General features: G+C 68.1%; 19 protein-coding genes. 8 read left to right on the top strand and 11 right to left on the bottom strand.

Going from position 1 to position 23,500, the window contains the following annotated elements:
- Positions 1–422: alpha/beta fold hydrolase (locus A6I89_RS23615; protein WP_419178896.1), on the bottom strand; the 422-nt coding region annotated here is incomplete at its 3' end.
- Positions 423–624: 202 nt separating this feature from the next.
- Here A6I89_RS23615 and A6I89_RS23610 point away from each other — a divergent pair.
- Together A6I89_RS23610 and A6I89_RS23605 are read left to right on the top strand one after the other, a co-directional pair.
- Complete coding sequence (locus A6I89_RS23610) at positions 625–1,002, top strand: OB-fold nucleic acid binding domain-containing protein (protein ID WP_013415819.1); 378 nt, start codon at positions 625–627, stop codon at positions 1,000–1,002.
- A gap of 72 nt (positions 1,003–1,074) precedes the next feature.
- Entirely contained in the window at positions 1,075–1,782 is a 708-nt protein-coding gene (locus tag A6I89_RS23605) for a DUF3159 domain-containing protein (protein WP_022595569.1), read from the top strand.
- On the opposite strand, the gene A6I89_RS23600 is transcribed toward A6I89_RS23605, so the two are convergent.
- Entirely contained in the window at positions 1,759–2,415 is a 657-nt protein-coding gene (locus A6I89_RS23600; protein WP_022595570.1) for a potassium channel family protein, read from the bottom strand. The two genes, A6I89_RS23605 and A6I89_RS23600, sit on opposite strands and share 24 nt — an antisense overlap.
- Before the next feature lie 46 nt (positions 2,416–2,461).
- Entirely contained in the window at positions 2,462–3,127 is a 666-nt protein-coding gene (locus tag A6I89_RS23595) for a potassium channel family protein (protein WP_013415821.1), read from the bottom strand.
- Positions 3,128–3,339: 212 nt separating this feature from the next.
- Here A6I89_RS23595 and A6I89_RS23590 point away from each other — a divergent pair, with 212 nt between their 5' ends.
- The 4 genes from A6I89_RS23590 (at position 3,340) to A6I89_RS23575 (ending at position 8,849) form a co-directional block, all read left to right on the top strand.
- Entirely contained in the window at positions 3,340–5,334 is a 1,995-nt protein-coding gene (locus tag A6I89_RS23590; RefSeq protein ID WP_013415822.1) for an APC family permease, read from the top strand.
- Between the two features lie 13 nt (positions 5,335–5,347).
- Positions 5,348–6,613, top strand: a complete 1,266-nt coding sequence (locus tag A6I89_RS23585) for a class I SAM-dependent RNA methyltransferase (protein ID WP_044990901.1) — start codon at positions 5,348–5,350, stop codon at positions 6,611–6,613.
- 158 nt (positions 6,614–6,771) lie between these two features.
- On the top strand, positions 6,772–7,254 hold the full coding sequence (locus A6I89_RS23580; RefSeq protein ID WP_022595572.1) for a MarR family winged helix-turn-helix transcriptional regulator: 483 nt from the start codon (positions 6,772–6,774) through the stop codon (positions 7,252–7,254).
- A complete protein-coding gene (locus A6I89_RS23575) occupies positions 7,251–8,849 on the top strand; it encodes an MDR family MFS transporter (RefSeq protein WP_064067027.1) in 1,599 nt (532 codons plus the stop codon). The genes A6I89_RS23580 and A6I89_RS23575 overlap by 4 nt, the downstream gene beginning before the upstream one ends.
- Before the next feature lie 104 nt (positions 8,850–8,953).
- Here A6I89_RS23575 and A6I89_RS23570 read toward each other — a convergent pair whose 3' ends face one another.
- The 3 genes from A6I89_RS23570 to glsA all read right to left on the bottom strand — a co-directional run bounded on the left by A6I89_RS23570 (position 8,954) and on the right by glsA (position 12,763).
- The gene (locus A6I89_RS23570) at positions 8,954–9,784 is read right to left on the bottom strand and encodes an ABC transporter permease (RefSeq protein WP_005513604.1); all 831 of its coding nucleotides are present in this window, start codon (positions 9,782–9,784) and stop codon (positions 8,954–8,956) included.
- Complete coding sequence (locus A6I89_RS23565) at positions 9,781–10,770, bottom strand: daunorubicin resistance protein DrrA family ABC transporter ATP-binding protein (protein WP_022595575.1); 990 nt, start codon at positions 10,768–10,770, stop codon at positions 9,781–9,783. Before A6I89_RS23565 ends, A6I89_RS23570 begins: the two co-directional genes overlap by 4 nt.
- A gap of 169 nt (positions 10,771–10,939) precedes the next feature.
- Positions 10,940–12,763 carry a glutaminase A gene (gene glsA / locus A6I89_RS23560; protein WP_022595576.1) on the bottom strand — a complete coding sequence of 608 codons (1,824 nt, stop codon included), beginning with the start codon at positions 12,761–12,763 and terminating at the stop codon, positions 10,940–10,942.
- Positions 12,764–12,929: 166 nt separating this feature from the next.
- On the opposite strand from glsA, the gene dxs reads away from it, so the two are divergent.
- Positions 12,930–14,873, top strand: a complete 1,944-nt coding sequence (gene dxs / locus A6I89_RS23555) for a 1-deoxy-D-xylulose-5-phosphate synthase (protein ID WP_013415828.1) — start codon at positions 12,930–12,932, stop codon at positions 14,871–14,873.
- A 6-nt stretch (positions 14,874–14,879) separates the two neighbouring features.
- Here dxs and A6I89_RS23550 read toward each other — a convergent pair whose 3' ends face one another.
- Positions 14,880–16,475, bottom strand: a complete 1,596-nt coding sequence (locus tag A6I89_RS23550; protein ID WP_022595580.1) for an oleate hydratase — start codon at positions 16,473–16,475, stop codon at positions 14,880–14,882.
- Between the two features lie 174 nt (positions 16,476–16,649).
- Between A6I89_RS23550 and A6I89_RS23545 the strand changes: the two genes are divergently transcribed.
- A complete protein-coding gene (locus tag A6I89_RS23545; RefSeq protein WP_013415830.1) occupies positions 16,650–17,516 on the top strand; it encodes a pentapeptide repeat-containing protein in 867 nt (288 codons plus the stop codon).
- A gap of 2 nt (positions 17,517–17,518) precedes the next feature.
- Here the strand turns inward: A6I89_RS23545 and A6I89_RS23540 are convergent, their stop codons facing one another.
- From A6I89_RS23540 to A6I89_RS23525, 4 genes are all read right to left on the bottom strand, one after another.
- Positions 17,519–18,955: a sugar porter family MFS transporter gene (locus tag A6I89_RS23540; protein WP_022595582.1), complete on the bottom strand. Its 1,437-nt coding sequence runs from the start codon at positions 18,953–18,955 to the stop codon at positions 17,519–17,521.
- A 94-nt stretch (positions 18,956–19,049) separates the two neighbouring features.
- Positions 19,050–20,066: an iron-siderophore ABC transporter substrate-binding protein gene (locus A6I89_RS23535; RefSeq protein ID WP_013415831.1), complete on the bottom strand. Its 1,017-nt coding sequence runs from the start codon at positions 20,064–20,066 to the stop codon at positions 19,050–19,052.
- A gap of 101 nt (positions 20,067–20,167) precedes the next feature.
- Positions 20,168–22,273 (bottom strand): 3-hydroxyacyl-CoA dehydrogenase NAD-binding domain-containing protein, encoded by a 2,106-nt coding sequence (locus A6I89_RS23530; protein ID WP_005513589.1) that lies wholly within the window; start codon positions 22,271–22,273, stop codon positions 20,168–20,170.
- Complete coding sequence (locus tag A6I89_RS23525) at positions 22,274–23,500, bottom strand: thiolase family protein (protein ID WP_005513587.1); 1,227 nt, start codon at positions 23,498–23,500, stop codon at positions 22,274–22,276.

Here is a 23,500-nt window from a genome sequence, read left to right as displayed (position 1 = left end):
CCCGCCAGCCACGGCGGGCTCGACGCGGTCATCTCGGCGGTGACGGCGTCGAGTCCGTCGGCGCGCAGCCGGGACGCCGTGAAAACGGCACTCGCTGCCGCGGGAGCGCCCACGGGCGATCCCGTCCAGGCCGGCAGTGCCGCGAGCACGGCGCGAACCCGGTCGGGATTGTCGGCCACCCATTCGAGTGCGACGGCCGCGCCGATCGACACGCCCGCGACGACGATCGTCCCGTGCTCGTCGGCCGCGCGGTCCATGGCGTCGCGGTAGCTGCCCACCACCCGTCGCGGGTCCGGGTCCACCGCGATCGTCGCGACGCCTACCTGGGACAACGCCGCCCGGAAGGCGCGATCGACGAAGGTCGCGTCGGAGCCCGTTCCGGGGAGTGCGACGGCCACCGGGGGCCACGGCTGCAGCTGCATGGTTCGATCTTGCACTGTCCGTTTCACAGGGGATCAGGACGGCTGTGGTTGTCAGGTCACTTTAGGGTTACAGTGACCCTCATGGACCCCGCTCGGGTCCCTCACGGGACTCGGGCAGGATTCGTGCAAGACAAGCGTTATACCCAGATACAACCCTTCGTGCGACGTTCGGATACGTCGCCATTTGCTCCAGGAGCGCGCTATGGCACCCGCCGCGGCAGGCTACTTTCGCAGGCTGACTCGCCGACTCACCGAGGATCTCGAGCAGCTCGATGCCGAGGAGATGGTCGAGACCGCCCAGGCATCCGGCGCTACCCGCGCTTGCGACTGCACCAGGGGCGAAGAGGTCACCATGTTCGGCCGGCTCCGCAGTGTGGAGGCGTGTCCCAAGTCGGCCAATGCGAGTGTCCGTGCCGAGTTCTTCGACGGCACCGATCCGGTCACCCTGGTGTGGATCGGCCGCCGCCGCATCCCCGGCATCGAACCGGGCAAGACTCTGATGGTTCGCGGCCGGGTGGGTGATCGCGACGGTCAGAAGGTGATCTTCAACCCGTACTACGAGCTCCGTGGCGACTCCTGACCGACGTCGCTCTCCGGGCCCCGTTCTCCGTGCCGACGGCGGCTCGCCGACCGAATGTGGCACTCTCGTCGCGTGACCGAAACGAAGCAGCAGACGATCCTCGAGCAGCTCGGTGGACTCAGCGGGCTGATCTACTCGTCGTTGCCCATCGTCGTCTTCGTGCCGGCGAACAGTCTGTGGGGTCTGGCGCCGGCGGTCTGGACCGCGCTCGGTGTCGCCGCCGCGATCCTCGTGTGGCGCCTGGTCAAGCGGGGTCCGATCCAACCGGCAATCTCCGGCTTCCTCGGGGTCGGTGTCTGCGCCTTCATCGCCTACCGAACCGGGGATGCCAAGGGCTACTTCCTCTTCGGCATCTACACGAGCCTGCTGTACGCGGCTGTGTTCCTGGTCTCGATCCTGGTGCGCTGGCCGCTCGTGGGTGTCGCATGGGGCTATCTGAACGGTCACCGGAACATCTGGAAGGCCCACAAGGGTGCGGTACGCGCCTACGACGTCGCGACGGCGGCGTGGGCGCTGGTGTTCGGGGCGCGGTACCTCGTCCAGTCCGAGTTGTACGACGCGGATCAGACGGGCTGGCTCGCAGCTGCGCGCATCGGCATGGGATGGCCGCTCACCGGACTCGTACTCCTCGTGACGATCTGGGCGGTGCGCCGGGCGGACCGGCTGGTCGAGCCGGCGCCTGAGCAGCCGGACGCGGCCGCCGAACCGGAGGACGGGAAGCCCGCCTCGGCAGGTGAAGCGGGTCCGTCCTCGGGCTCAGATGTCGATCGCGGCGCGTAGCTCGTCCTCGACCTCCACCGCGGCGACGAACAGCAGCTCGTCGCCGCCCTCCACCGGATCGTCCGGCTGCGGGACGATGACCCGGCCGCCGCGCAGAATCGTCACCAGCGCCGCATCGCGCGGGAGCTTGATCTTGCGCACCGGCTTGCCGGCAAGCGGCGTGTCGTCGGGCAGTGTGATCTCGACGAGGTTGGCCTGTCCCTGACGGAACGTCATCAGGCGCACCAGGTCGCCCACCGTCACGGCTTCCTCGACCAGCGAGGCGAGCATGCGCGGCGTCGACACCGCCACGTCCACGCCCCAGGACTCGTCGAACAGCCACTCGTTGCGCGGATCGTTGACGCGGGCGACCACGCGGGGCGCCCCGAACTCCGTCTTCGCGAGCAGACTCACCACGATGTTGGCCTTGTCGTCGCCGGTCGCAGCGATGACGACGTCGTACGTCTCGAGTCGCGCGGCCTCGAGGAGGCTGAGCTCACACGCGTCCGCGTGCACCCACTCGGCTTCCGGGATCACGTCGGGTTCGACGTGCTCGAGCTTGCGTTCGAGCAGCATCACGTGGTGCTTGCTGCGGACGAGTTCACGGGCGATGGAGCGGCCGACAGCGCCGGCCCCTGCGATGGCGACTCTCATCAGGGACATCCAATCGGGTCGAACGGCAAGGGGGTCATGTCCGGGCTCACTCGTCCGACGGGGGCGGGTTGCCGGCCAGCGCGACCGCTTCCGCGACGGTCCCGGACACGGCGGCCACGTACACCTGGTCCTGGGCCTGGATGACGGTCTTGCGGTCCGGAAGGATCCCCGACCCGAATCGGATGATGAACGACACACGCGAACTCGTCGCCGTCTCGAGGTCGGTGATGCTGCGGCCCACCCAGTCCTCGTGCAGCGGCAGTTCGGTGACCACGACCGTGCCCGACGGATCGCGCCACTTCGAGATCTGGTCGTCCTGGGCGAGGGCGAGCATGAAGCGATCGGTGGTCCAGGGGACGGTCGCGATGGTCGGGATGCCGAGACGCTCGTAGACCGCGGCGCGTTTGGCGTCGTAGATGCGTGCGACGACCCGTTCGACACCGAACGTCTCGCGTGCGACGCGCGCGGAAATGATGTTCGAGTTGTCGCCGGAGGAGACCGCGGCGAACGCCTCGGCGCGTTCGATCCCGGCGCGAATCAGCACGTCGCGGTCGAATCCCATGCCGACGACCGTGTGACCCGAGAAGTCGGGCCCGAGGCGGAGGAAGGCGCTCTCGTCGCGGTCGATGACCGCCACTTCGTGGCCGATCCGGCTCAGTGCTGTAGCGAGGGACGAGCCGACCCGGCCACACCCCATGACGACTACGTACACCCGTCCACTCCGTTCATCTCACGTCAGACCCGACGGGTTGCCGCCGGCGTCGAATCGAACCGTACAGCGCGCCTGGGGAAGAGCAAGTATTCGCGGTCGTGCGGGGCGGGAGGGCGAGTGTCACAGCAGTTCGGGCGCAGAGTAATGTCGATGAAACGCCCAGAGCGCCGCCCCCGTGTCACGGAACTGTTCGGACGGCTTACGCTTTGGCGGTGTCGAAGGTTTCCACAGCCGCAAAACGGCTGATCCTGGGGCGGCCGTTCCGAAGCGACAAGCTTGGGCACACGCTACTGCCCAAGCGCATCGCGCTACCGGTTTTCGCCTCGGATGCAATGTCTTCGGTCGCGTACGCGCCCGAGGAGATCTTCCTGGTCCTCTCCGTCGCGGGCATCTCCGCGTACGCCTACACTCCCTGGATCGGTCTGGCCGTCGCAGTGGTGATGGCGGTCGTGGTGGCCAGCTATCGGCAGAACGTGCACGCCTACCCGTCGGGTGGTGGCGACTACGAGGTCGCGACGACCAACCTGGGACCCAATGCGGGCTTGACGGTCGGCAGTGCGCTCATGGTCGACTACGTGCTCACGGTCGCCGTGTCGATCTCGTCCGCGGCGTCGAACATCGGTTCGGCGGTACCGTTCGTCGCGCAGCACAAGGTTCTGTTCGCGATCGCGGCGATCGCGTTGCTGACCGCCGTGAACCTGCGCGGAATCCGCGAGTCGGGTTCCGCCTTCGCGCTTCCCACCTACGCCTTCATCGTCGGCATGCTGATCATGCTCGGATGGGGTTTCGCGCGGATCTACCTCTTCGGCGACGACGTCCACGCCGAGTCGTCGGCCTTCGATCTGCAGGCCGAGGATTCCCATCTGTACGGCATCGCCTTCGCCTTCCTCATCGCGCGCGCCTTCTCGTCCGGTTGCGCCGCGCTGACAGGCGTCGAGGCGATCAGCAACGGCGTGCCGGCGTTCCAGAAGCCCAAGTCGCGCAACGCTGCCACCACGCTGCTCCTGCTCGGCACGTTCGCGATCGTGCTGCTGATGGGCATCATCATGCTGGCCCAGAAGATCGGCATCGTCTACGCGCACGATCCGGACACCCAGCTCGTCGGGGCACCGGAGGGCTATCACCAGAAGACGCTGATCGCGCAGCTGGCCGAGGCAGTGTTCTCCGGGTTCCCGGTCGGCTTCTACTTCATGGCGATCGTCACGGCCCTGATCCTCGTTCTCGCGGCCAACACCGCCTTCAACGGCTTTCCCGTGCTCGGGTCGGTGCTGGCGCAGGACCGCTACCTGCCGCGTCAGCTGCACACCCGTGGCGATCGACTCGCCTTCAGCAACGGCATCCTGTTCCTCTCGGGCGCGGCCATCGCCTTCGTCGTGGTGTTCGGCGCCGAGGTGACCAAGCTCATCCAGCTCTACATCGTCGGCGTGTTCGTCTCGTTCGTGCTCAGCCAGACCGGCATGATCCGGCACTGGACCCGGCACCTGCGGGCCGAGACGGATCCGACGCAGCGTCGGCGCATGCAGCGTTCGCGGGTGATCAACTCGATCGGCCTCGCGATGACGGGTGCCGTGCTGATCATCGTGCTGCTGACGAAGTTCGCCGCCGGCGCCTGGATCGCCATCGTCGCCATGATCCTGATCTTCATCGTGATGAAGTCGATCCGGCGGCACTACGACAGCGTCGCCGCGGAACTCGAGGAACAGGAGTGGGACGGCGTCCTGCCGAGCCGCACCCATTCGATCGTCCTGGTGTCGAAGATGCACATGCCGACGATGCGGGCCCTCGCGTACGCGCGGGCCACTCGGCCCGACACCATCGAGGCGGTCACGGTCAACGTCGACGAGCCCGACACCCGCGCACTGGTGCGAGAGTGGGAGAAGAGCGACATCACGGTGCCGCTCAAGGTGATCGAGTCGCCGTACCGCGAGATCACCAAGCCGGTGCTCGACTATGTGCGCCGGGTCCGCAGGGACTCGCCACGCGACGTCGTGACCGTGTTCATCCCCGAGTACGTCGTCGGCCACTGGTGGGAACAGATCCTGCACAACCAGAGCGCGCTGCGTCTGAAGAGCCGACTGCTGTTCCAGCCGGGCGTGATGGTCACCAGCGTGCCCTGGCAGCTGAGCTCGTCGGAGAAGGTCAAGCGCGAACGGGTGGACAATGCTCCCGGCGCAATTCGGCGTGGATTCGAGACGGAAGACAAGTGATGGGCGGTTCGTGGTGAGTGAGGACTGGACGGGACGTCGACTCGAGGTCGAGTTGGGCAATCCCGGCCACGGCGGGTTCTGCGTCGCCCGGCACGAGGGTCGCGTGCTCTTCGTCAGGCACGGCCTGCCCGGCGAAAAGGTGGTCGCCCTGGTGACGGAGGATCGCGGTGGTTCGTTCTGCCGCGCCGACGCCGTCGAGATCCTCGCGCCGTCCCCGGACCGGATCGAATCGCTGTGCCCCATCGCGGGACCGGGCGGTGCCGGGTGCTGCGACTACTCGCACGCCACGCTCGACGCGGGCCGGTCGATGAAGGCGTTCGTCGTCGCCGAGCAGCTGCGCCGGATCGCGGGCGTCGAGCAGGACGTCGCCGTCGAGCCGCTTCCCGGAACCGGCAACGGAACCGGTTGGCGGTCTCGTGTGCGGCTCGCGGTCGACGCGTCGGGGCGTCCCGGCTTCCATCGCTACCGCAGCCTCGAGATCGAGACGTTCCTGGCGTGCCCGCAGATCGACCTGTCCGCGTACGCGGGACTCTCCGAGCGGTCGTGGCAGCCCGGCGGCGAGGTTCAGGTGGTGCTCGATGCGGACGGCGACCGGCACGTGGTGGAGATCGCTCCGGCCAAGGTGTCGCGCACGGGCCGACGCAGTCCGGGACGGCGCGGTGCGACGGCGCGACGAGCGGCGTCGTCGGGTACCCGGGCCGAGCGGGTCGTCATCGGCTCCGGCCGACCCGTCGAGCGGGTCGGCGACCGGGAGTGGCACCTCGCGGCCACCGGCTTCTGGCAGGCGCACCGCGGTGCGGCCGAGACGTATGCACAGGTCGTGGGGGAGTGGACGCAGCCCTCCGCGGGTGACAACGTGTGGGATCTCTACGGCGGCGTGGGAGTGTTCGCGGCCACCCTCGCCGACCAGGTCGGGGTGACCGGACGTGTCGATTCGGTGGAGTTCTCGAAGCAGGCCGTGGCCGACGGCGGCGAGGCGTTGGCCGACCTTCCGCAGGTCCGTCTGCATGCGGCGCGCGTCGAGCGGGCCCTGCACGATCTGCCCACCCCCGACGTCGTGGTGCTCGACCCGCCGCGGACCGGTGCCGGCCGCGAGGTGGTCGACACGATCGTCGCGGCGGCCCCGCAGCGGATCGTGCACATCGGGTGCGATCCGGCGTCGTTCGCGCGGGACGTCTCCCACTTCCGTGCGGGCGGTTATCGGCTCGAACAGGTTCGCGCTTTCGATGCTTTCCCCCTCACCCATCACGTCGAGAGCCTCGCGCTACTCACTCGATGACGTGGCGCCGGACACGGACCGGCCGCCCTGTTTTTACAAAAGCGCTGGTAGGGACCCTGAAATGCGGTATGTCGCATTTGGGAAGTAATTGCTTGAGGCACGCAACTATGCATATAGTTGCGCTCTGCAAGTAATTATGAGGGATGCGGGGTGTACGGATGGCGGTGCAGGCGGACACAGCGCAGGCCTTGGTCGATGCGATCTTCCTGTTCGGCCGTTCGCTGAAGAACGCGATCGCCGGTACAGCGGACGATCCGATGGCCCCGGCACTGGTCGCCGTGCTCGTCGCGCTGTCGGCCCGGGGACCGTGCCGGCAGAACGAACTGGCGTCGATTCTGTGTCTGAGCCAGTCGGGGCTCAGCCGGCAGATGACCGAACTGGTCGACGCCGGCCTGGTCGAGCGTCACCCGGACCCGGACGACAGGCGGGCTTTCCGCGTCCAGGTCTCCGAAAAGGGCGACGAGGTGTTGCAGACCACCAAGGAACGCAGGTCCGCGCGATTGCGTGCCCTGCTCGGTGAGTGGAGCCAGGAGGAGGCGACGGCGGCGTTGACCGCTGTCGAACGACTCACCGACTCGCTGACCACGCGTCCCGACCCCTCGCCTCTAGTAGCCGATCAATGTGGGAGAGCACTTCGATGACGACACCAGTGGGGGAGAGCCGGGCAGGTACCGGTGAAGAGGCGATGACCCATCGCCAGATTCTCGAGGTCCTGGCAGGCCTCATCGCAGCGCTGTTCACGGCACTGCTCAGTTCGACCATCGTCTCGACGGCGTTGCCGACGATCATCGGTGACCTGAAGGGCAACCAGACCCAGTACGCGTGGGTCATCACCACCGCGCTGCTGGCCAACGCGGCGTCGACCCCGATCTGGGGCAAGCTCGCCGACCTGTTCAACAAGAAGATCCTGGTCCAGACCTCGATCGTGATCTTCGTGATCGGTTCGGTCATCGCCGGCTTCGCGCACAACGTGCCGGTGCTGCTGGCGGCGCGCGTCGTGCAGGGCATCGGCATGGGCGGTCTGACCGCGTTGGTCGTCGCGATCATCGGCAGCATCATTCCGCCCCGCGACCGCGGTCGCTACTCGGGCTACATGGGTGCCGCAATGGCGGTCTCGATGTCCGGTGGCCCGATCCTGGGCGGCGTGATCGTCGACAGCCCGCTCGGCTGGCGCTGGTGCTTCTTCGTCTGTGTGCCGATCGCGGTCGTCGCGCTGTTCCTGCTCCAGCGCACGCTGCACATCGCGACCGAACGCAAGGACGACGTCTCCATCGACTGGTTGGGCGCGACGCTCCTCACCGCCGGCGTCAGCATCCTGCTCATCTGGGTGTCGTTCGCGGGTAAGGCGGACTACTACGCGTGGATCTCGAAGGAGTCGGCGATCTACGTCGGCGTCGGCGTGCTGCTGCTGATCGCGACCGTGATCGTGGAATCGAAGGTCAAGTCGCCGATCATTCCGCTTGCCATCATCACCGAGAAGACCACCGGTCTGGCGATCGTCGCGTCCATCGCGGTCGGTGTCGGGATGTTCGGTGCCACGACGTTCCTCGGCCAGTACTTCCAGACTGCGCGCGGGCACTCCCCGACGATCGCGGGTGTGCTGACCATCCCGATGGTGATGGGCATGCTGATCTCGTCGGTGGTCTCCGGCCAGCTGATCACCCGATTCGGCAAGTGGAAGCCCTTCATCGTGGGCGGCGCGGTGCTGCTGGTGATCGGTTTCGGACTGCTCGGCACGATCGACCACGAGACCAGCCTGTGGCTGATCGGCGTGTACATCGCGATCGTCGGTATCGGCGTCGGCAGCCTGATGCAGAACCTGGTGCTCGCCGTCCAGAACACCGTGAGTGTGCAGAACATCGGCTCCGCCAGCAGTTCGGTGGCGTTCTTCCGGACGTTCGGCGGTGCGATCGGTGTGTCGGTTCTCGGTTCGGTGCTCGCCACCCGCGTGACGACCCTGTCGGCCGACGGATTCGCGAAGCTCGGTATCGACACGCACGCTCCGGGTAGCGGCGGCAATCTGGACCTGAACGCGCTGCCGGGCCCGATCGCGGACATCATCCGCGGCGCCTACGGTGACGCCACCGGACTGCTGTTCCTGATCGCGGCGGCGGTCGCGCTGATCACGCTCGTGTGCGTGATCTTCATCCCGAACACTCCGCTGCGCCGGACCATCGACATCCAGAAGCCTGCCGATGCGGACGAGGCCGCGGAGACCGCGGACATCCGGGCCTGACGCACGCTCCCAGGCGGTCGAGAACAACCGAGAACAACGAAAGAGAGCGGCCCGCAACCGATACCGGTTGCGGGCCGCTCTGTTTCGTGGGTCGAATCCCGGGTCTACGTCTTGCGGTTGTACAGGCGCATCGTCAGCGGTCCGAAGATGACGATGAACCCGGCGCACCAGATCAGCACGCCCGACATCTGGCCGAACTCGAACGAGCCTTCGCACAGCGCGCGAAGAGTCGTGACGAGGTGACTGATCGGGTTGACCTCGACGAACGCCTGCAGCCAGCCGGGCATCGTAGACGGGTCGACGAAGATGTTGCTGGCGAACGTGAGCGGGAACAGGATGAACATCGACACGCCCATGACGGCCTGTTCGGTGCGCAGCAGCATCGCGAACATCGTCCACACCCACGACAGGCTGAACGAGAACAGCAGCAACAGCAGGACCGACAGCACCACTCCGACGACGCCGCCGGCCGGCCGGAACCCGAGGATCAGGCCCAGGATCAGCACGATCACGGATGCGATCGTGTAGCGGACGATGTCGCCGAACAGGGCGCCCACCAGCGGTGACGGCCGCCAGATCGGCAGGGAGCGGAAGCGGTCGAAGACGCCCTTCTCGATGTCCTTGTTGAGCGTGAGACCGGTGTACATCGTGATCATGACGACGGTCTGCACGAGGATGCCCGGAATGAGGAACTGGACGTAGGCCCCGGTCGAACCGGCGAGCGCACCGCCGAACAGGAACGTGAACATCAGCGTGAACATGATCGGGAACATGGTCACGTCGAACAGCTGTTCCGGCACGTGCTTGATCTTGAGCAGGGCGCGCCACCCGAACGACATCGACGTCGACAGCGCGTTCGGCCGTGCCGGGCGCGGCCCGGGCATCTGCAGGACGTTGCCGACCGCCTGCGCAGAGGTGGTGATGGTGTCGGTCATGACGCGGTCCCCTCGAGGGTGTCGGAGTCTGCGGTGGTCTCGGCGCCGTGCCCGGTCAGGGCGAGGAACACCTCGTCGAGGCTGGGCTGGCCGAGCGCGAACGTCGTGACGGCGAGATTCTCGTCGTCGAGTGCGGCGAGAGCGCGAGCCACCCGCTGCGGGTCGTCGATGCGTGCCGTCAGCGCGGCGGGATCGGATTCGAGGTTGACGGGCACGCCGAGCGTGCGTTCGAGTGTCACGGCGGCGTCGGCCCGCCGGGAAGGCTCGGCGACGCGGACGTGCAGGGCTCCGGAGCCCACCGAGGCCTTGAGCTGGCCGGTGGTGCCCTCGGCGATGACCTTGCCGTGGTCGATCACGGCGATCCGGTCGGCCAGCTGGTCCGCCTCGTCCAGGTACTGGGTGGTGAGCAGTACGGTGGTGCCTCCCGCCACCAGGGCGCGGACGATCTCCCACACCTGGTTGCGGCTGCGTGGATCGAGGCCGGTCGTCGGTTCGTCGAGGAAGATCAGTTCGGGGGTCACGATGATGCTGGCAGCGATGTCGATGCGCCTGCGCATGCCACCCGAATAGGTCTTGACCTGACGGCCGCCGGCGTCCTGGAGTCCGAACGCGTCGAGGAGCTGGTCGCAGCGGGAGCGGGCCGCGGCCCGCGAGTACCCGTACAGCCGGCCCAGCAGCATGAGATTCTCGGTGCCGGTCAGATCCTCGTCGAGCGACGCGAACTGCCCCGTCAGGGACACCTTGGCGCGCACCGTCTCGGCCTCTTTCGCGACGTCGTGGCCCAGCACCCGGGCCGAGCCGCCGTCGATCGGCAGCAACGTCGCGAGCATGCGGATCGTCGTCGTCTTCCCGGCGCCGTTCGGACCCAGCACCCCGTACACACCCCCCGTGGGGACAGCGAGGTCGACGCCGTCGACGGCGGTGTTGGAGCCGAAACGTTTGATCAATCCAGTGGTCTCGATGGCCAGTGCGGTGCCGGATCTCATGTGGTCCCCATGGTCTCGTGTGAGCGATGTCGCAACTCGGTCGTCGTCCAGCCTGTCGGATACCGGGTGCCCGCGCAATCGAATTCCGTGGTCTCGCGAGACCGGACGGCCGCGCACGCGCCCACGGTGCCCGGCGCGAATCGGACCAGCCGGTGCGTTCGGTGCGGCGTCAGCTCCGTCCGTGGTGTTCGAACGTTCGCAGCAGCACTTCCAGCTGTCCGTACGCCATGGCGGCAAGGCGCTCGAGAAGGGCCGCCTTGATCTCGGGTGCACTGCCGGTGAGCCGCGCGAACCCGTCCGGAGGCAGGACGGCGAGGGTGAGCGGGGTGTCGGCGCGGACGTCGTTGAGATAGGTGGAACCGAGCAGCGTCGGCATCTCTCCGAACGACATTCCGGCGGACAGCGTGGTGATCGGGTGGATCACGCCGTCCTCGGTCGTCACGGTGGTACTGGCCCGCCCGGACAGGATGAGATGGATGCCCGACGCCGGCTGGCCGCGCCGCGCGACGACCTCGCCGCGTGCGCTGGTCCGCAGTTCCAGTTCGTCGACGAAGCGCTCGAACTGGGCGTCGGTCAGGTCGGCCAGGAGGGGGTGGGCCTCGAGCTCGATCGACTCCGGTTGCCTGCCGACGCCGCAATGCCGGTCCAACAGGACTTCCTCGCACCAACGGGTCGCCGAGTCGAGATCTGCGAACACCCGCCCGCGTGGATCGTCGGGGGTCAGGCTCGACGTGGCATGGCCGAACAGGCCGTCGGGGTCGACGAGGGCCGTGCGGCAATCGCCGGTGGCGAGGTCGGCGCGCAGGGCCTCGATCATCCGGCGGGCGACGCCGCTGACGTCGTCGACCCGGCGCACATCGACCACGACCACCTCGAGGTCCGCCCGTTCGGCCTCGATCTCCCGGACGGCGGTCTCGGCGCCGGCGAACAGCAGGTCGCCGTGCAACTCGTAGATCCGCCCGCGATCGCCGAAGGCCTCCAGCGACTGCTGCTCGGCCTCGGTGCGCCGCGTGCGCGAGGGCGCCTGGGAGACGCTGTACCGCGCCCTGATCGACGACCGGGCCGCGCGGGTGACGTGCAGGAAGTGCAGTTCGAGGTCGGCGGACAGTGCGCGGCAGGCCTGTACGCCCCGCACGCTGTTGCCGTGCCGGTCCAGCCGGGGCGAGTAGACCGCGATCCCCAGTTGGCCGGGCAGCACGGCCAGGACACCGCCCCCGACGCCGCTCTTGGCGGGCATGCCGACCTCCGTCACCCACTCGCCGGCGGCGTCGTACATCCCGCACGTCGTCATGACGCTCAGCACCCGCTCGACCAGCGCGGGGTTGAGCACCCGGTCCCGGGTGAGGGGGTTGACGCCGTTGTTCGCGAGCGTCGCCGCCATCAGTGCCAGATCTCGGCACGTGACCTCGATCGAGCACTGCCGGAAGTACACGTCGACGGCGTCGTCGGGGTCGTCCGTGATGACGCCGAACGACCGAAGCATGTATCCGATCGCCCGGTTGCGGTGCCCGGTGCGGGCCTCGGAGTCGTAGACGGCCTCGTCGAGGGTCAGCGGACGTCCCGCGCAGCGCGAGTACAGCGTGCGGATCCTCTCGAACCGTTCCGCCGGATTCGCGCCCGCGATGAGCGAGGCCGCGGTGATCGCACCGGCGTTGATCATGGGATTGCGCGGACGCTCGGTGTCCGGATCCAGGCTGATCTCGTTGAACGGTTCCCCGGAAGGCTCGACGTCGATCTTCTCGGCGACGGCGTCCACGCCGCGGTCGGCGAGCGCGAGCGCGTACGTGAAGGGTTTCGAGATGGACTGGATGGTGAACGGCACCGACGTGTCGCCGACCTGGTAGACGTGCCCGTCGGCGGTGGCCACGGCGATTCCGAGTCCGTCGGGCGCCACGGCCGCCAGTTCCGGGATGTAGTCGGCGACCTCGCCGCCCCGGTCGGTGCACACGACGTCGTACACGCGGGTGATGAACTCGTCGACCACGTTGCCCATGGAGCAACAGTAGGATGAGCGCACAGTCTTGGTTGTGTCATCCGGCACGGGTCGGCCGCGGCGGTGTCGTGGGAATCGATGCCGGACGTCGTCGTCTCCGGTGGCTCCGTAGACTTGGCGGGCTGTCGCGTGGCAGCCCGTGAACCAGCTGGAGGGAGCGATCTCGTTGGGTGTCCTTGCCCGCATCCAGACGCCTGACGACCTGCGTCGGCTCGACTCGGAGGAGCTCCGTGAGCTCGCCTCGGAGATCCGCGAGTTCCTGGTCCAGAAGGTTTCCGCGACAGGCGGCCATCTCGGCCCCAACCTCGGGGTCGTCGAACTGACGCTCGCGCTGCACCGGGTGTTCGAGTCCCCCTCCGACCCGATCATCTTCGACACCGGCCACCAGGCCTACGTCCACAAGATCCTCACCGGTCGTAAGGACGAGTTCGACTCGCTGCGCAAGCAGGGCGGTCTCTCCGGCTATCCGTCGCGGGCCGAGAGCGAACACGACTGGGTCGAGTCGTCGCACGCGTCGGCGGCGCTGTCCTACGCGGACGGGCTGGCGAAGGCGTTCGAGCTCTCGGCGCAGCGCGACCGGCACGTCGTGGCCGTGGTCGGCGACGGCGCCCTGACCGGCGGTATGTGTTGGGAGGCGCTCAACAACATCGCTGCCGGCAAGGACCGTTCGGTCGTGATCGTCGTCAACGACAACGGCCGCTCGTACGCGCCGACGATCGGTGGTCTCGCCGATCATCTCGCGTCGTTGCGCCTGCAGCCCGGCTACGAGCGGATGCTCGACAACGGCCGCCGGATGGTCAAGAAGATGCCGTGGGTCGGTCGCGCCGCCTACCAGTTGCTGCACGGGATGAAGGCGGGCCTCAAGGACGCCGTCAGCCCGCAGGTGATGTTCACCGATCTCGGGATCAAGTACCTCGGCCCGGTCGACGGGCACGACGAGGCCGCGATGGAGTCGGCGCTGCGCCGCGCGAAGGCGTTCGGTGGACCGGTCATCGTCCACGCGGTCACCCGGAAGGGCATGGGGTACGCGCCCGCCGAGAACCATCTCGCCGACCAGATGCACGCCACCGGCGTCATCGACCCTCTCACCGGCCGCGCTCGCGGCACCTCCGCACCCGACTGGACGTCGGTCTTCTCGTCGGAACTGATCGCGCAGGCGGAGCAACGGGACGACATCGTCGCGATCACCGCGGCGATGCCCGGGCCGACGGGGCTGGCGGGGTTCGGGGAGCGTTTCCCGGAGCGGATGTTCGACGTCGGGATCGCCGAGCAGCATGCGGTCACGTCCGCCGCCGGTCTCGCTCTCGGTGGCATGCATCCCGTCGTCGCGATCTACTCGACGTTTCTCAACCGCGCCTTCGACCAGCTGCTCATGGACGTCGCGCTGCTGAAGCAGCCCGTGACGATCGTCCTCGACCGGTCCGGGGTGACCGGCGCCGACGGTGCCAGCCACAACGGCATGTGGGATCTGTCGCTGCTCGGGATCGTGCCGGGCATCCGGGTGGCGGCCCCGCGTGATGCGGCGACGCTGCGCGAGGAGCTGGACGAGGCGCTGGCCGTGAACGACGGGCCCACCGTCATCCGGTTCCCGAAGGGCGCCGTCGGCGAGGATGTCCCGGCGATCCGTCGGCTGGACGGCGTCGTGGACGTACTGCAGATGCCGGAAGGCGAGCGCGGCGACGTGCTCCTCGTCGCGGTCGGCTCGTTCGCCGGTGTCGCGATCGAGGCGGCCGAACGGCTCGCGCAGCACGGCATCACCGCAGCGGTGATCGATCCGCGCTGGGTGCTGCCGGTGCCCGAGTCCTTGATCAAGCTCGCCGAGAACTTCCGGATGGTCGTGACCATCGAGGACAGCGGTCTGCACGGCGGTATCGGGTCCACGGTGTCGGCGGCGCTCCGCGCCGCCGGGGTCGACGTGCCGTGCCGCGATCTCGGCGTGCCGCAGCAGTTCCTCGACCATGCGTCGCGCGACCAGATCCATCGCGAGCTCGGCCTCACCGCGCAGGATGTCACTCGTCAGGTCACCGGGTGGGTGGTCGGGCTGGACCGGCTACGCACCGGTGGCGGGCTCGACGAGGACGCCGACAAGTCGAACCCGGCCATCGGCTGACGGGACCTACCGGAACGCCGCCTCGAGTGCCCTGACCCCGACCTTGGGGTCGAGCAGGCCGTGGTAGACGGGCGGGATGGGCTTGTCGACGGCGAACAGCGTGTAGACCGCGTGCATCGCGCCGTGCACCGAGTACTCGACGGTGAACACGACGTCCTCGGGTAGGGAGGTGAACTGCCCGAGGAACGCGAAGTTCTGCGCGCCGGCAGGAATCACCTCGGGGCGGTCCTCCGGGACTCGGCGGCTGAAAAGCGCTGAGGCGTACGGCATCATGACGGTCGTGACGTCGGTGGTGGCGAGCACCTCGTCGAGGATGTCCTCGAAGCCGTACTGGTGGATCAGTTCGGTGAGGATCTCCCGCCCGGTGGCCTGCGACATCTTCTTCCTGACGTAGTCGCCCTCGTTGTCGATGTCGAACCCGTACCCCCACAGCGTGTACACGCCCTCGGGTTGCTGCGGAAAGTGCGGCTGGTAGGCGACCACCGTCGACAGGTGCCAGCCGGACTCGAACCACGTGGTCAGGGCGCCGGTTCCGGGTTCGTTGCCGGTGTACTCGGTGATGCGGCGGAGCAGCTTGTTGCCGCGCATCGTGAGGGTGAACGACTCCCACTTGTTCTCGTCGATGTTGCCGTAGAAGGTGTTGGGCCGGCCGAAGTCCGAGGCCTTCTTCGCGATCTCTTCCCACAACGACCAGCTGCGGTCGACGCGGTCGCGGATCAGCGCGGGCACGTCGTCGTTGCCGCCGTAGGTGGTGTCGGCCGTGATCGATCCGAGTGTGGCGAACATGTAGTCGTTCTCGCCCAGTTCGATCGTCGACCGACCGTTCGCATCCTCGATGTGCAGCCGGATCGCGCGCCGCGGCTGTCCGTCCGCTGCGAAGTCGATGTCGACGACGCGGGTCGCGAATCGGACGTCGACCTCACGGGACCACATCCACCGCTGCAGCGGAACGACCATCGAGTCGTACTGGTTGTAGACGGTGCGCCGGACCCCGGACAGCGTGTGGATGCGGGGGAACTCCTGGACGAAGCGCAGGAAGTAGCGTCGCAGCTCGGCGGCGGAGTGCCACTTCTGGAAGGCGAACGTGGTCCGCCACATCTGCCAGAAGTTGGTGGTGAAGAAGTGGTCACCGAACATCTCGTCGATACGGCGGGCGCCGAGGGCGCGTTCGGGCAGGCCCAGCAGCCGCATCATCTCGAGTCGATCCCTGTTGTCGAGACCGAGTTGCGACGCGTCGACGATGTTGTGACGCGAATCGATCAGGCGCGCTTTGTCGTCCGTCCTGACCTTCTCGTTGAAGTCGCGGATTTCCTGCCGGACGCTGATGTCGGGATTCTCGAGTGAGGGGATCGACTCGAACAGATTCCACGTGCATCGGTACGCCTCCTCCTCGAGCATGCGTCCCCCGCGCGTGACCCACCCGTCGGTGACCGCGGGGGAACGGGCGCCGTCGAGCGAGCCGCCCTCGATGTCGAGTTGCTCGAGGATGTGCACGTTCTCGCCGGGCACGCCGGGGTCCCGGATGGCGAAGACTGCCGCTGCCATGCCGGCGATGCCACCGCCGACGATCCAGATGTGGGCCTGTTTCGGGTCGATGCTCATCGGGTTCCTCCCGCCGCGGCACGTCCGGTGGCACGGGCCCCGACGGCGCCGGGTGCCGCTCGGTGCAACGTCGCGGGGAGCCACGACCAGTGTCGGCCGGACCGTTCGCGCCCGTCAACCGGCGGCCGACGACGGAGGGGTCGAGTGACGCTGTCCGGCAAATGATTTGCACGCATGGTTCGGTTCGTGCGGAAATGGTGGTTCCCGATCCGTCAGGAGGTCTCGGTGCCGGAGCCGATCGCGTCGCCCGAGTTGGTCTCGGACTGTTCGAGCTGTTTCGGGCTGTGCTGTGTCGCGTTGCCTTTCGCGGCGTCGAGCGACTTCGCCGTGGACAAGGCCGGGGGAGTGCCGTGCCGCAACCTGCTGGACGACTTCCGCTGCGGTATCCACTCACAGTTGCGGGACAGAGGATTCGCCGGGTGCACCGTGTACGACTGCTTCGGTGCCGGCCAGCAGGTGTCACAGGTGACGTTCGGAGGCGTCGATTGGCGCGACTCGTCCGGCGTCGCGCGTGAGATGTTCGACGTGTTCCCGGTGATGCGCCAGCTGCACGAGCTCCTCTGGTACCTGGAGGAGTCGCTGCGACTGCGCGTTGCCGACCGGCTGCGTCCCGAGCTGACGGCTCTGCGAGACGAGACGCTGCGCCTGACCGAGCGACCGGCCGCCGAGCTGGTGGGCCTCGACGTCGGCGCTCGGCGCGACGCGGTCAACGTCGTGCTGCTGCAGGTGAGTGAACTCGTTCGCAACCAGGCCCCGGGCCGGGGTCTGAGCCGTCGCGGCGCCGATCTGATGGGGGCGAAGCTGGCGGGCCAGGATCTGCGGGGCGCCAACCTGCGTGGTGCCTGGCTGATCGGCGCGAACCTGCGCGGGGCGGACCTGCGGTGGGCTGATCTGATCGGCGCGGATCTGCGCGGTGCGGACCTGCGTGGAGCGAATCTGTCGAGTGCACTGTTCCTCAGCCGGTTCCAGATCAATGCGGCTCGCGGCGATGCCCGCACGATGCTCCCCGATGCGCTGCCCCGGCCGTCGCACTGGGCGTAGCGTCAGCCGGCCTGCTCGAGGGTGCGCCCGCGGGTCTCGGTGACGAACCTGCTCACCACGAAGATCGAGACCACTGCCATCACGGCGTAGCCCCCGTACGTGAGCGAGAGGTTCCAGTCGGCGAGCGACGGGAAGGTCGCGGACACCAGGAAGTTGGCGACCCAGTTGGAAGCGGTGGCGATGCCCACCGCGGCGGCGCGAATGCGGTTGGGGAACAGTTCGCTGATGAGTACCCAGACGACCGGCCCCCAGGACAGCGCGAAGAAGAAGACGAAGGCATTGGCGGCGACCAGCGCGACCGTGCCGGACGCCCCCTCGAGGGTGGCGACGGACTCGCCGATCTCGTTGGTCGTCACTGTTGCCGAATGGAAACACACTGCGGCGGTGCCGAGGGATACGGCCATGCCCACGGAGCCGATCAACAGCAGGGGCTTGCGTCCTATGCGGTCGATCACGGCGATCGCGACGAACGTGCCCACGATGTTGACGAGCGCGCTCACGACGCTGATCAGCAACGAGCGGTCCTCGCCGAAGCCCACTGCCTGCCAGAGGGTGCTCGAGTAGTAGAAGATCACGTTGATGCCGACGAACTGCTGAAGGGCCGCGAGCGCGATTCCGACCCAGACGAGCGCGGACACGCCGGTCGACTTGGCGAACAGGGCGCGCACGCCGACGCGCGCCCGCTCGGCACCGAGTGAGGTGCGGATCTCCTCGATGCGACTGCGGACGGCATCGTCGTCGCCGCCCTCGAGCACTCCGATGATCTTGCGGGCGGCGTTCTCGCGACCGCAGCGCACCAGGTGCCGCGGTGACTCCGGGATCGTGAACGTCATGACGAGATAGAGCAGGGCGGGTACGGATTCGACGGCGAGCATCCACTGCCACGCCTCGACACCGAACAGTTCGCCGCGACCACCGCCGGCGGCGTCGGAGATCGCGTAGTTCACGAGTTGCGAGACCGCGATCCCGAGGACGATGGCGAGTTGGTACATCGAACCGAGCCGGCCCCGGATCGCTGCCGGCGCGATCTCCGCGATGTAGGCGGGGGCGATCACCGAAGCGAAACCGACCGCGATCCCGCCGAGGATCCGCCAGAGCGTCAGGTCCACGATCCCGAACGGGAAGGCCGAGCCGAGGGCGCCGACGACGAACAGCACGGCCGCGATCTGCATGACCCGGATGCGGCCGAGTCGGTCCGCGATGCTCCCGGCCACCCAGGCGCCCAGCGCCGCGCCGAGTAGCGTCAGCGACACCGACAGCCCGGTCGCGCCGGCCCCGATGTCGTAGCGGTCGCGGATCGCGTTGACGGCCCCGTTGATGACGGCGGTGTCGTAACCGAACAGGAAGCCGCCGAGGGCGGCCGCGGCCGAGAACAGAACGGCCAGCCCGACGGCCGCGTGAGCGGCCGGGGGCTGGCCGGTGGTGTCGAGGTTCGACATGGCTCGCCTCCCGCCGAAGGAATCGTTCAGACGGGACGCTACGCCGAATTCGCTTGTCGCGGGGATCAACCGGACCGGGCGCTACGGCAGGTCGTCAGCCGACCTTCTCGGCGGCCTCGGACAGCTGCGGGGTGATCTTGTCGATGACCCACGGCGTCGCCAGGACGCCGGTGCGGCTCAGGCCGGCGACGACCTGGGTGTCGGACAGCGGCACGGCGCTGCCCCGCTGGACGGCACCGAGCGTGTTGTAGCCGGGGTTCTTCGCGGCCTCGGCCTGATCCGGGACGAAGGCGATCACGACGTCGGCGTCGACCTCGTTGATGCGCTCGGCGGAGATGCTGGCGAAGAAGCTGTCGGGGTCGCTCTCGGCGGCGATCTTCTCCACGCCGGGCGAGTTCACGAAACCGAGTTCGGTGAGAACCTGTACGCGCGGGTCGGTGGGCTTGTAGACGTTGACCTGACCGTTGGTGGTGTCGAGGTTGATCACCGAGAGGGTCTTGCCGGCGAACTCGGGATGCGCGGCGGCGGTGTCGGCGAGCATCTTGTCCATGCCGTCGATCAGCGCCGTGGCCTCGTCGGACTTGCCCATCGCCTGACCGACGATGGTGGTCTGGTCCTGCCATGTCGTCTGCCACGCCTTGCCGGGGTACCCGACGGTGGGCGCGAGCGCGGACAGTTGGCCGTAGGTGGCCTGGTCGAAGCCCTCGTAGGGCGCGAGGATCGCATCCGGTGCGAGCGTGGCGATCGCTTCGATCGGCGTCGACGTGGCGGTGTCGAGGAGGGTGGTCCTGCTCGCGTCGAACTTGTCGGACAGCCACGGCATGACGCCGTTCGCGTCGGCGCCGTAGGAGTTCTTCGGCATGCCGACGGGGGTGCCGCCGAGGGCGTACACGATGTCCTCGGCGTTCCAGCCGAGGGTGACGATCCGCTCGGGCGCGGCGTCGATGGTGGTGGAGCCGAACGTGTTCGCGATCGTGACGGGGAAGGCCCCGCCGGACTCCGTGCCGGCGGCGGTCGTGTCGTCGCCGGACGAGCAGCCGGCGACGAGTGTCGCTGCGCCGAGCGCGGCGATGGTGGCGGCGATCCGACGCCGCTTCGTGAACGCGAACACCTGGAGACTCCTTCGTTGGGGTGAAAGGGAGCCTAACCTACTGCCGGACACACGCGAAGGGCGCGCCCCGTATCGGGACGCGCCCTCCGCGCGTGGGTCGATCAGACGCTCGCGACGCCCTTGGCCAGGAACGTCTTGCCGTTCACGGCCTCCGACGTGCCGGTTCGGTCCAGGTACGGCGTGATGCCGCCGTTCCAGAAGCCGAACCCGCCACCGAGGATCAGGCACAGATCGATGTCCTCGGGGGCGGCGACGACGCCTTCCTCGAGCATGATCCGGATCTCCTCGGCGAACGCGCGCCGGGTGCGCTCGAGAACCTCCTCGGACGTCGACGGCTTGTCGCCCTGCTGCCACAGCGCGGCGACCTCCGGGTCGACGACCTGGCCCTTGTCGGTCCAGGTCCACACGCCGGGCTTGCGCGCCTCGACGATCGCCTCGAGTCCGGGCGACGGCTTGAACCGCTCCGGGTAGGCGGCGTTGAGGGTCTCGCCGGTGTGCAGCGCGATGGCCGGCCCGACCAGCGCGAGCAGCGTGAACGGCGTCATGGGCATGCCGAGTTCGGCGATCGCGTTGTCGGCGACATCGAACGGGGTGCCCTCGTCGACGGCGTTCATGACCTCACCGAGCGCCCGGATGAGCAGTCGGTTGAACACGAAGCCGGGCAGATCGGCCGAGCCGACGGCCGACTTCTTCAGCGCCTTCGCGGTAGCGAACGCCGTTGCCAGAGTGGCGTCGTCGGTCTTCTCGCCCTTGATGACCTCGAGCAGCGGAAGCACAGCGACCGGGTTGAAGAAGTGGAAGCCCACGACCCGCTCGGGGTGCTTCAGGTCCGCGGCCATCTCGGTGATCGACAGCGACGAGGTGTTGGTCGCCAGCACGGTCTCGGGGGAGATGTGCTCCTCGAGCTCGGCGAAGACCTTCTTCTTGACGTCCATGTTCTCGAAGACGGCCTCGATGACGAAGTCGGTGTTCGCGAACGCGGCCTTGTCCAGCGAACCCGTCACGAGCGCCTTGAGGCGGTTGGCGCCGTCCGGCGACAGACGGCCCTTGGCGAGCAGTTTGTCGATCTCGCCATGGACGTAGCCGACACCCTTGTCGATGCGCTCCTGATCGATGTCGGTGAGGATCACCGGCACCTTGAGCTGCTTGACGAACAGCATCGCCAGCTGGCTTGCCATCAGGCCGGCTCCGACGATGCCGACACCGGAGATCTTGCGCGCCAACGACTTGTCGGGGGCCCCGGCCGGGCGCTTCGCGCGGCGGTTCACCAGATCGAAGGCGTACAGGCCGGCGCGCAGTTCGTCGGTCATGAGCAGGTCGGCGAGCGCGTCGTCCTCCGCTGCGAACCCGGCGTCGAGCGACTTCGGGTCGGAGAGGTCGGTGGTGCGGGCCAGCTCGAGCAGCTCGACGGTGCGCACCGCGCCCGGCGCGTTGTTCTTGGTCTTGCCTTCGACGATCGCCTTGGCCCGAGCGATGGCCTCGTCCCAGCCTGCGCCGCGGTCGATCTCCGGCCGGGCCGGGGTGACGTCGCCCGCGATCACCTTCGCCGCCCACGCGAGGGACTGCTCGATGAAGTCGGCGGAGCCGAGCACGACGTCGGCGATGCCGAGTTCGAGCGCCTTCTTCGAGTTGATCACCTTGCCGTTGTTGAGCGGGTTCTCGATCGCGACGGTGACGGCGTTCGACGGCCCGATCAGGTTGGGCAGCAACTGGGTTCCGCCCCAGCCGGGAACCAGACCCAGCATGGCCTCGGGCAGGCCGAGTGCGCCGACGTTGTCGGCGTAGGTGCGGTAGTGGCAGTGCAGTCCGACCTCGAGGCCGCCGCCGAGCGCGACCCCGTTGACGAACGCGAACGTCGGCACGTCGGACTCGCGCAGGCGACGGAACACCTTGTGGCCCAAGCGGCCGAGCTCGAGGCCCTGCTCGCGGGAGCTGATGGACGGCACGCCCTTGAGGTCGGCGCCGGCCGCGAAGATGAACGGCTTGCCGGTGACGGCGATCGCGGCGGGCTTCGCCTCGAACGCCTCGTCCAGCGCCTTGTCGAACGAGAGCAGGCCGCGGGGGCCGAACGAGTTGGGCTTGGTGTGGTCGAAGCCGTTGTCGAGGGTGATCAGCGCGACCGGGCCGTCGATGCCCGGGACCGTGATCAGCTTCGTGTACGCCTCGGTCACGACCTCGTCGGCGAAAGCGTTTGCGATGTCGGTCATTTACTTGGCTCCGGCTTCGTAGGCTGCGTAGTCCTTGTGATTGGGGTTCTCCCAGATGACGGTGCCGCCCATGCCGAGCCCGATGCACATGGTCGTCAGGCCGTAGCGGACACCCGGGTTCTGCGCGAACTGCCGCGACAGCTGCGTCATCAGGCGCACACCGGACGATGCGAGCGGGTGGCCGCACGCGATGGCGCCGCCCCACTGGTTGACGCGCGGGTCGTCGTCGGCGATACCGAAGTGCTCGAGGAACGCGAGCACCTGGACGGCGAACGCCTCGTTGATCTCGAAGAGGCCGATGTCCTCGATCTTCAGGCCGGTCCGGGCCAACAGCTTCTCCGTGGCCGGGACGGGGCCGATGCCCATGACGGCCGGGTCGACGCCCTGGAACGCGAAGCCCACCATGCGCATCCCGATCGGCAGGCCCATCTCGGTGGCGGTGTCCTCGCCGGCGAGGATTGCGGCGGTGGCGCCGTCGTTGAGCCCCGCGGCGTTACCGGCGGTGATCCGTCCGGCGGGGCGGAACGGGGTCTTGAGCCTCGCGAGATCCTCGAGCGTGGTGCCCGGGCGCGGGGGCTCGTCCTCGGTGGCCAGGCCCCAGCCCGATGCCGAGCGGGTCGCGACGGGTACCAGCGTGTCGGCGATGTACCCGGCCTTCTTGGCGGCCTCGTACTTGTTCTGCGACGCGACGGCGTAGGCGTCGGTGCGCTCCTTGGTGATCGACGGGAACCGGTCGTGCAGGTTCTCGGCGGTGTTGCCCATGACCAGCGCGCTCGGGTCGACCAGGCGGTCGGCGAGGAAACGCGGGTTCGGGTCTGCGCCCTCGCCCATCGGGTGGCGGCCCATGTGCTCGACGCCGCCGGCGATGACGACGTCGTACTGGCCGAAGCCGATACCCGACGCGGTGGTGGTGACGGCGGTCATCGCGCCGGCACACATGCGATCGATCGCGAAGCCGGGAACCGTCTCGGGCAGGCCCGCGAGGATCGCGGACGTGCGCCCGATGGTCAGGCCCTGGTCGCCGGTCTGCGTGGTCGCGGCGATGGCGACCTCGTCGACCCGAGCGGGGTCGAGCTGAGGGTTGCGGCGCAGCAGTTCGCGGATGGCCTTGACGACCAGGTCGTCGGCGCGGGTCTCGGCGTAGATGCCCTTCGGTCCGGCCTTGCCGAACGGCGTGCGGATGCCGTCGACGAAGACGACGTTTCTGGAGTTGGCGGAAACAACCAC

It is taken from the genome of Prescottella equi, from assembly GCF_002094305.1.
GTDB classification, from domain to species: domain Bacteria; phylum Actinomycetota; class Actinomycetes; order Mycobacteriales; family Mycobacteriaceae; genus Prescottella; species Prescottella equi.
This window is presented reverse-complemented; position numbering and strand designations above follow the sequence as displayed.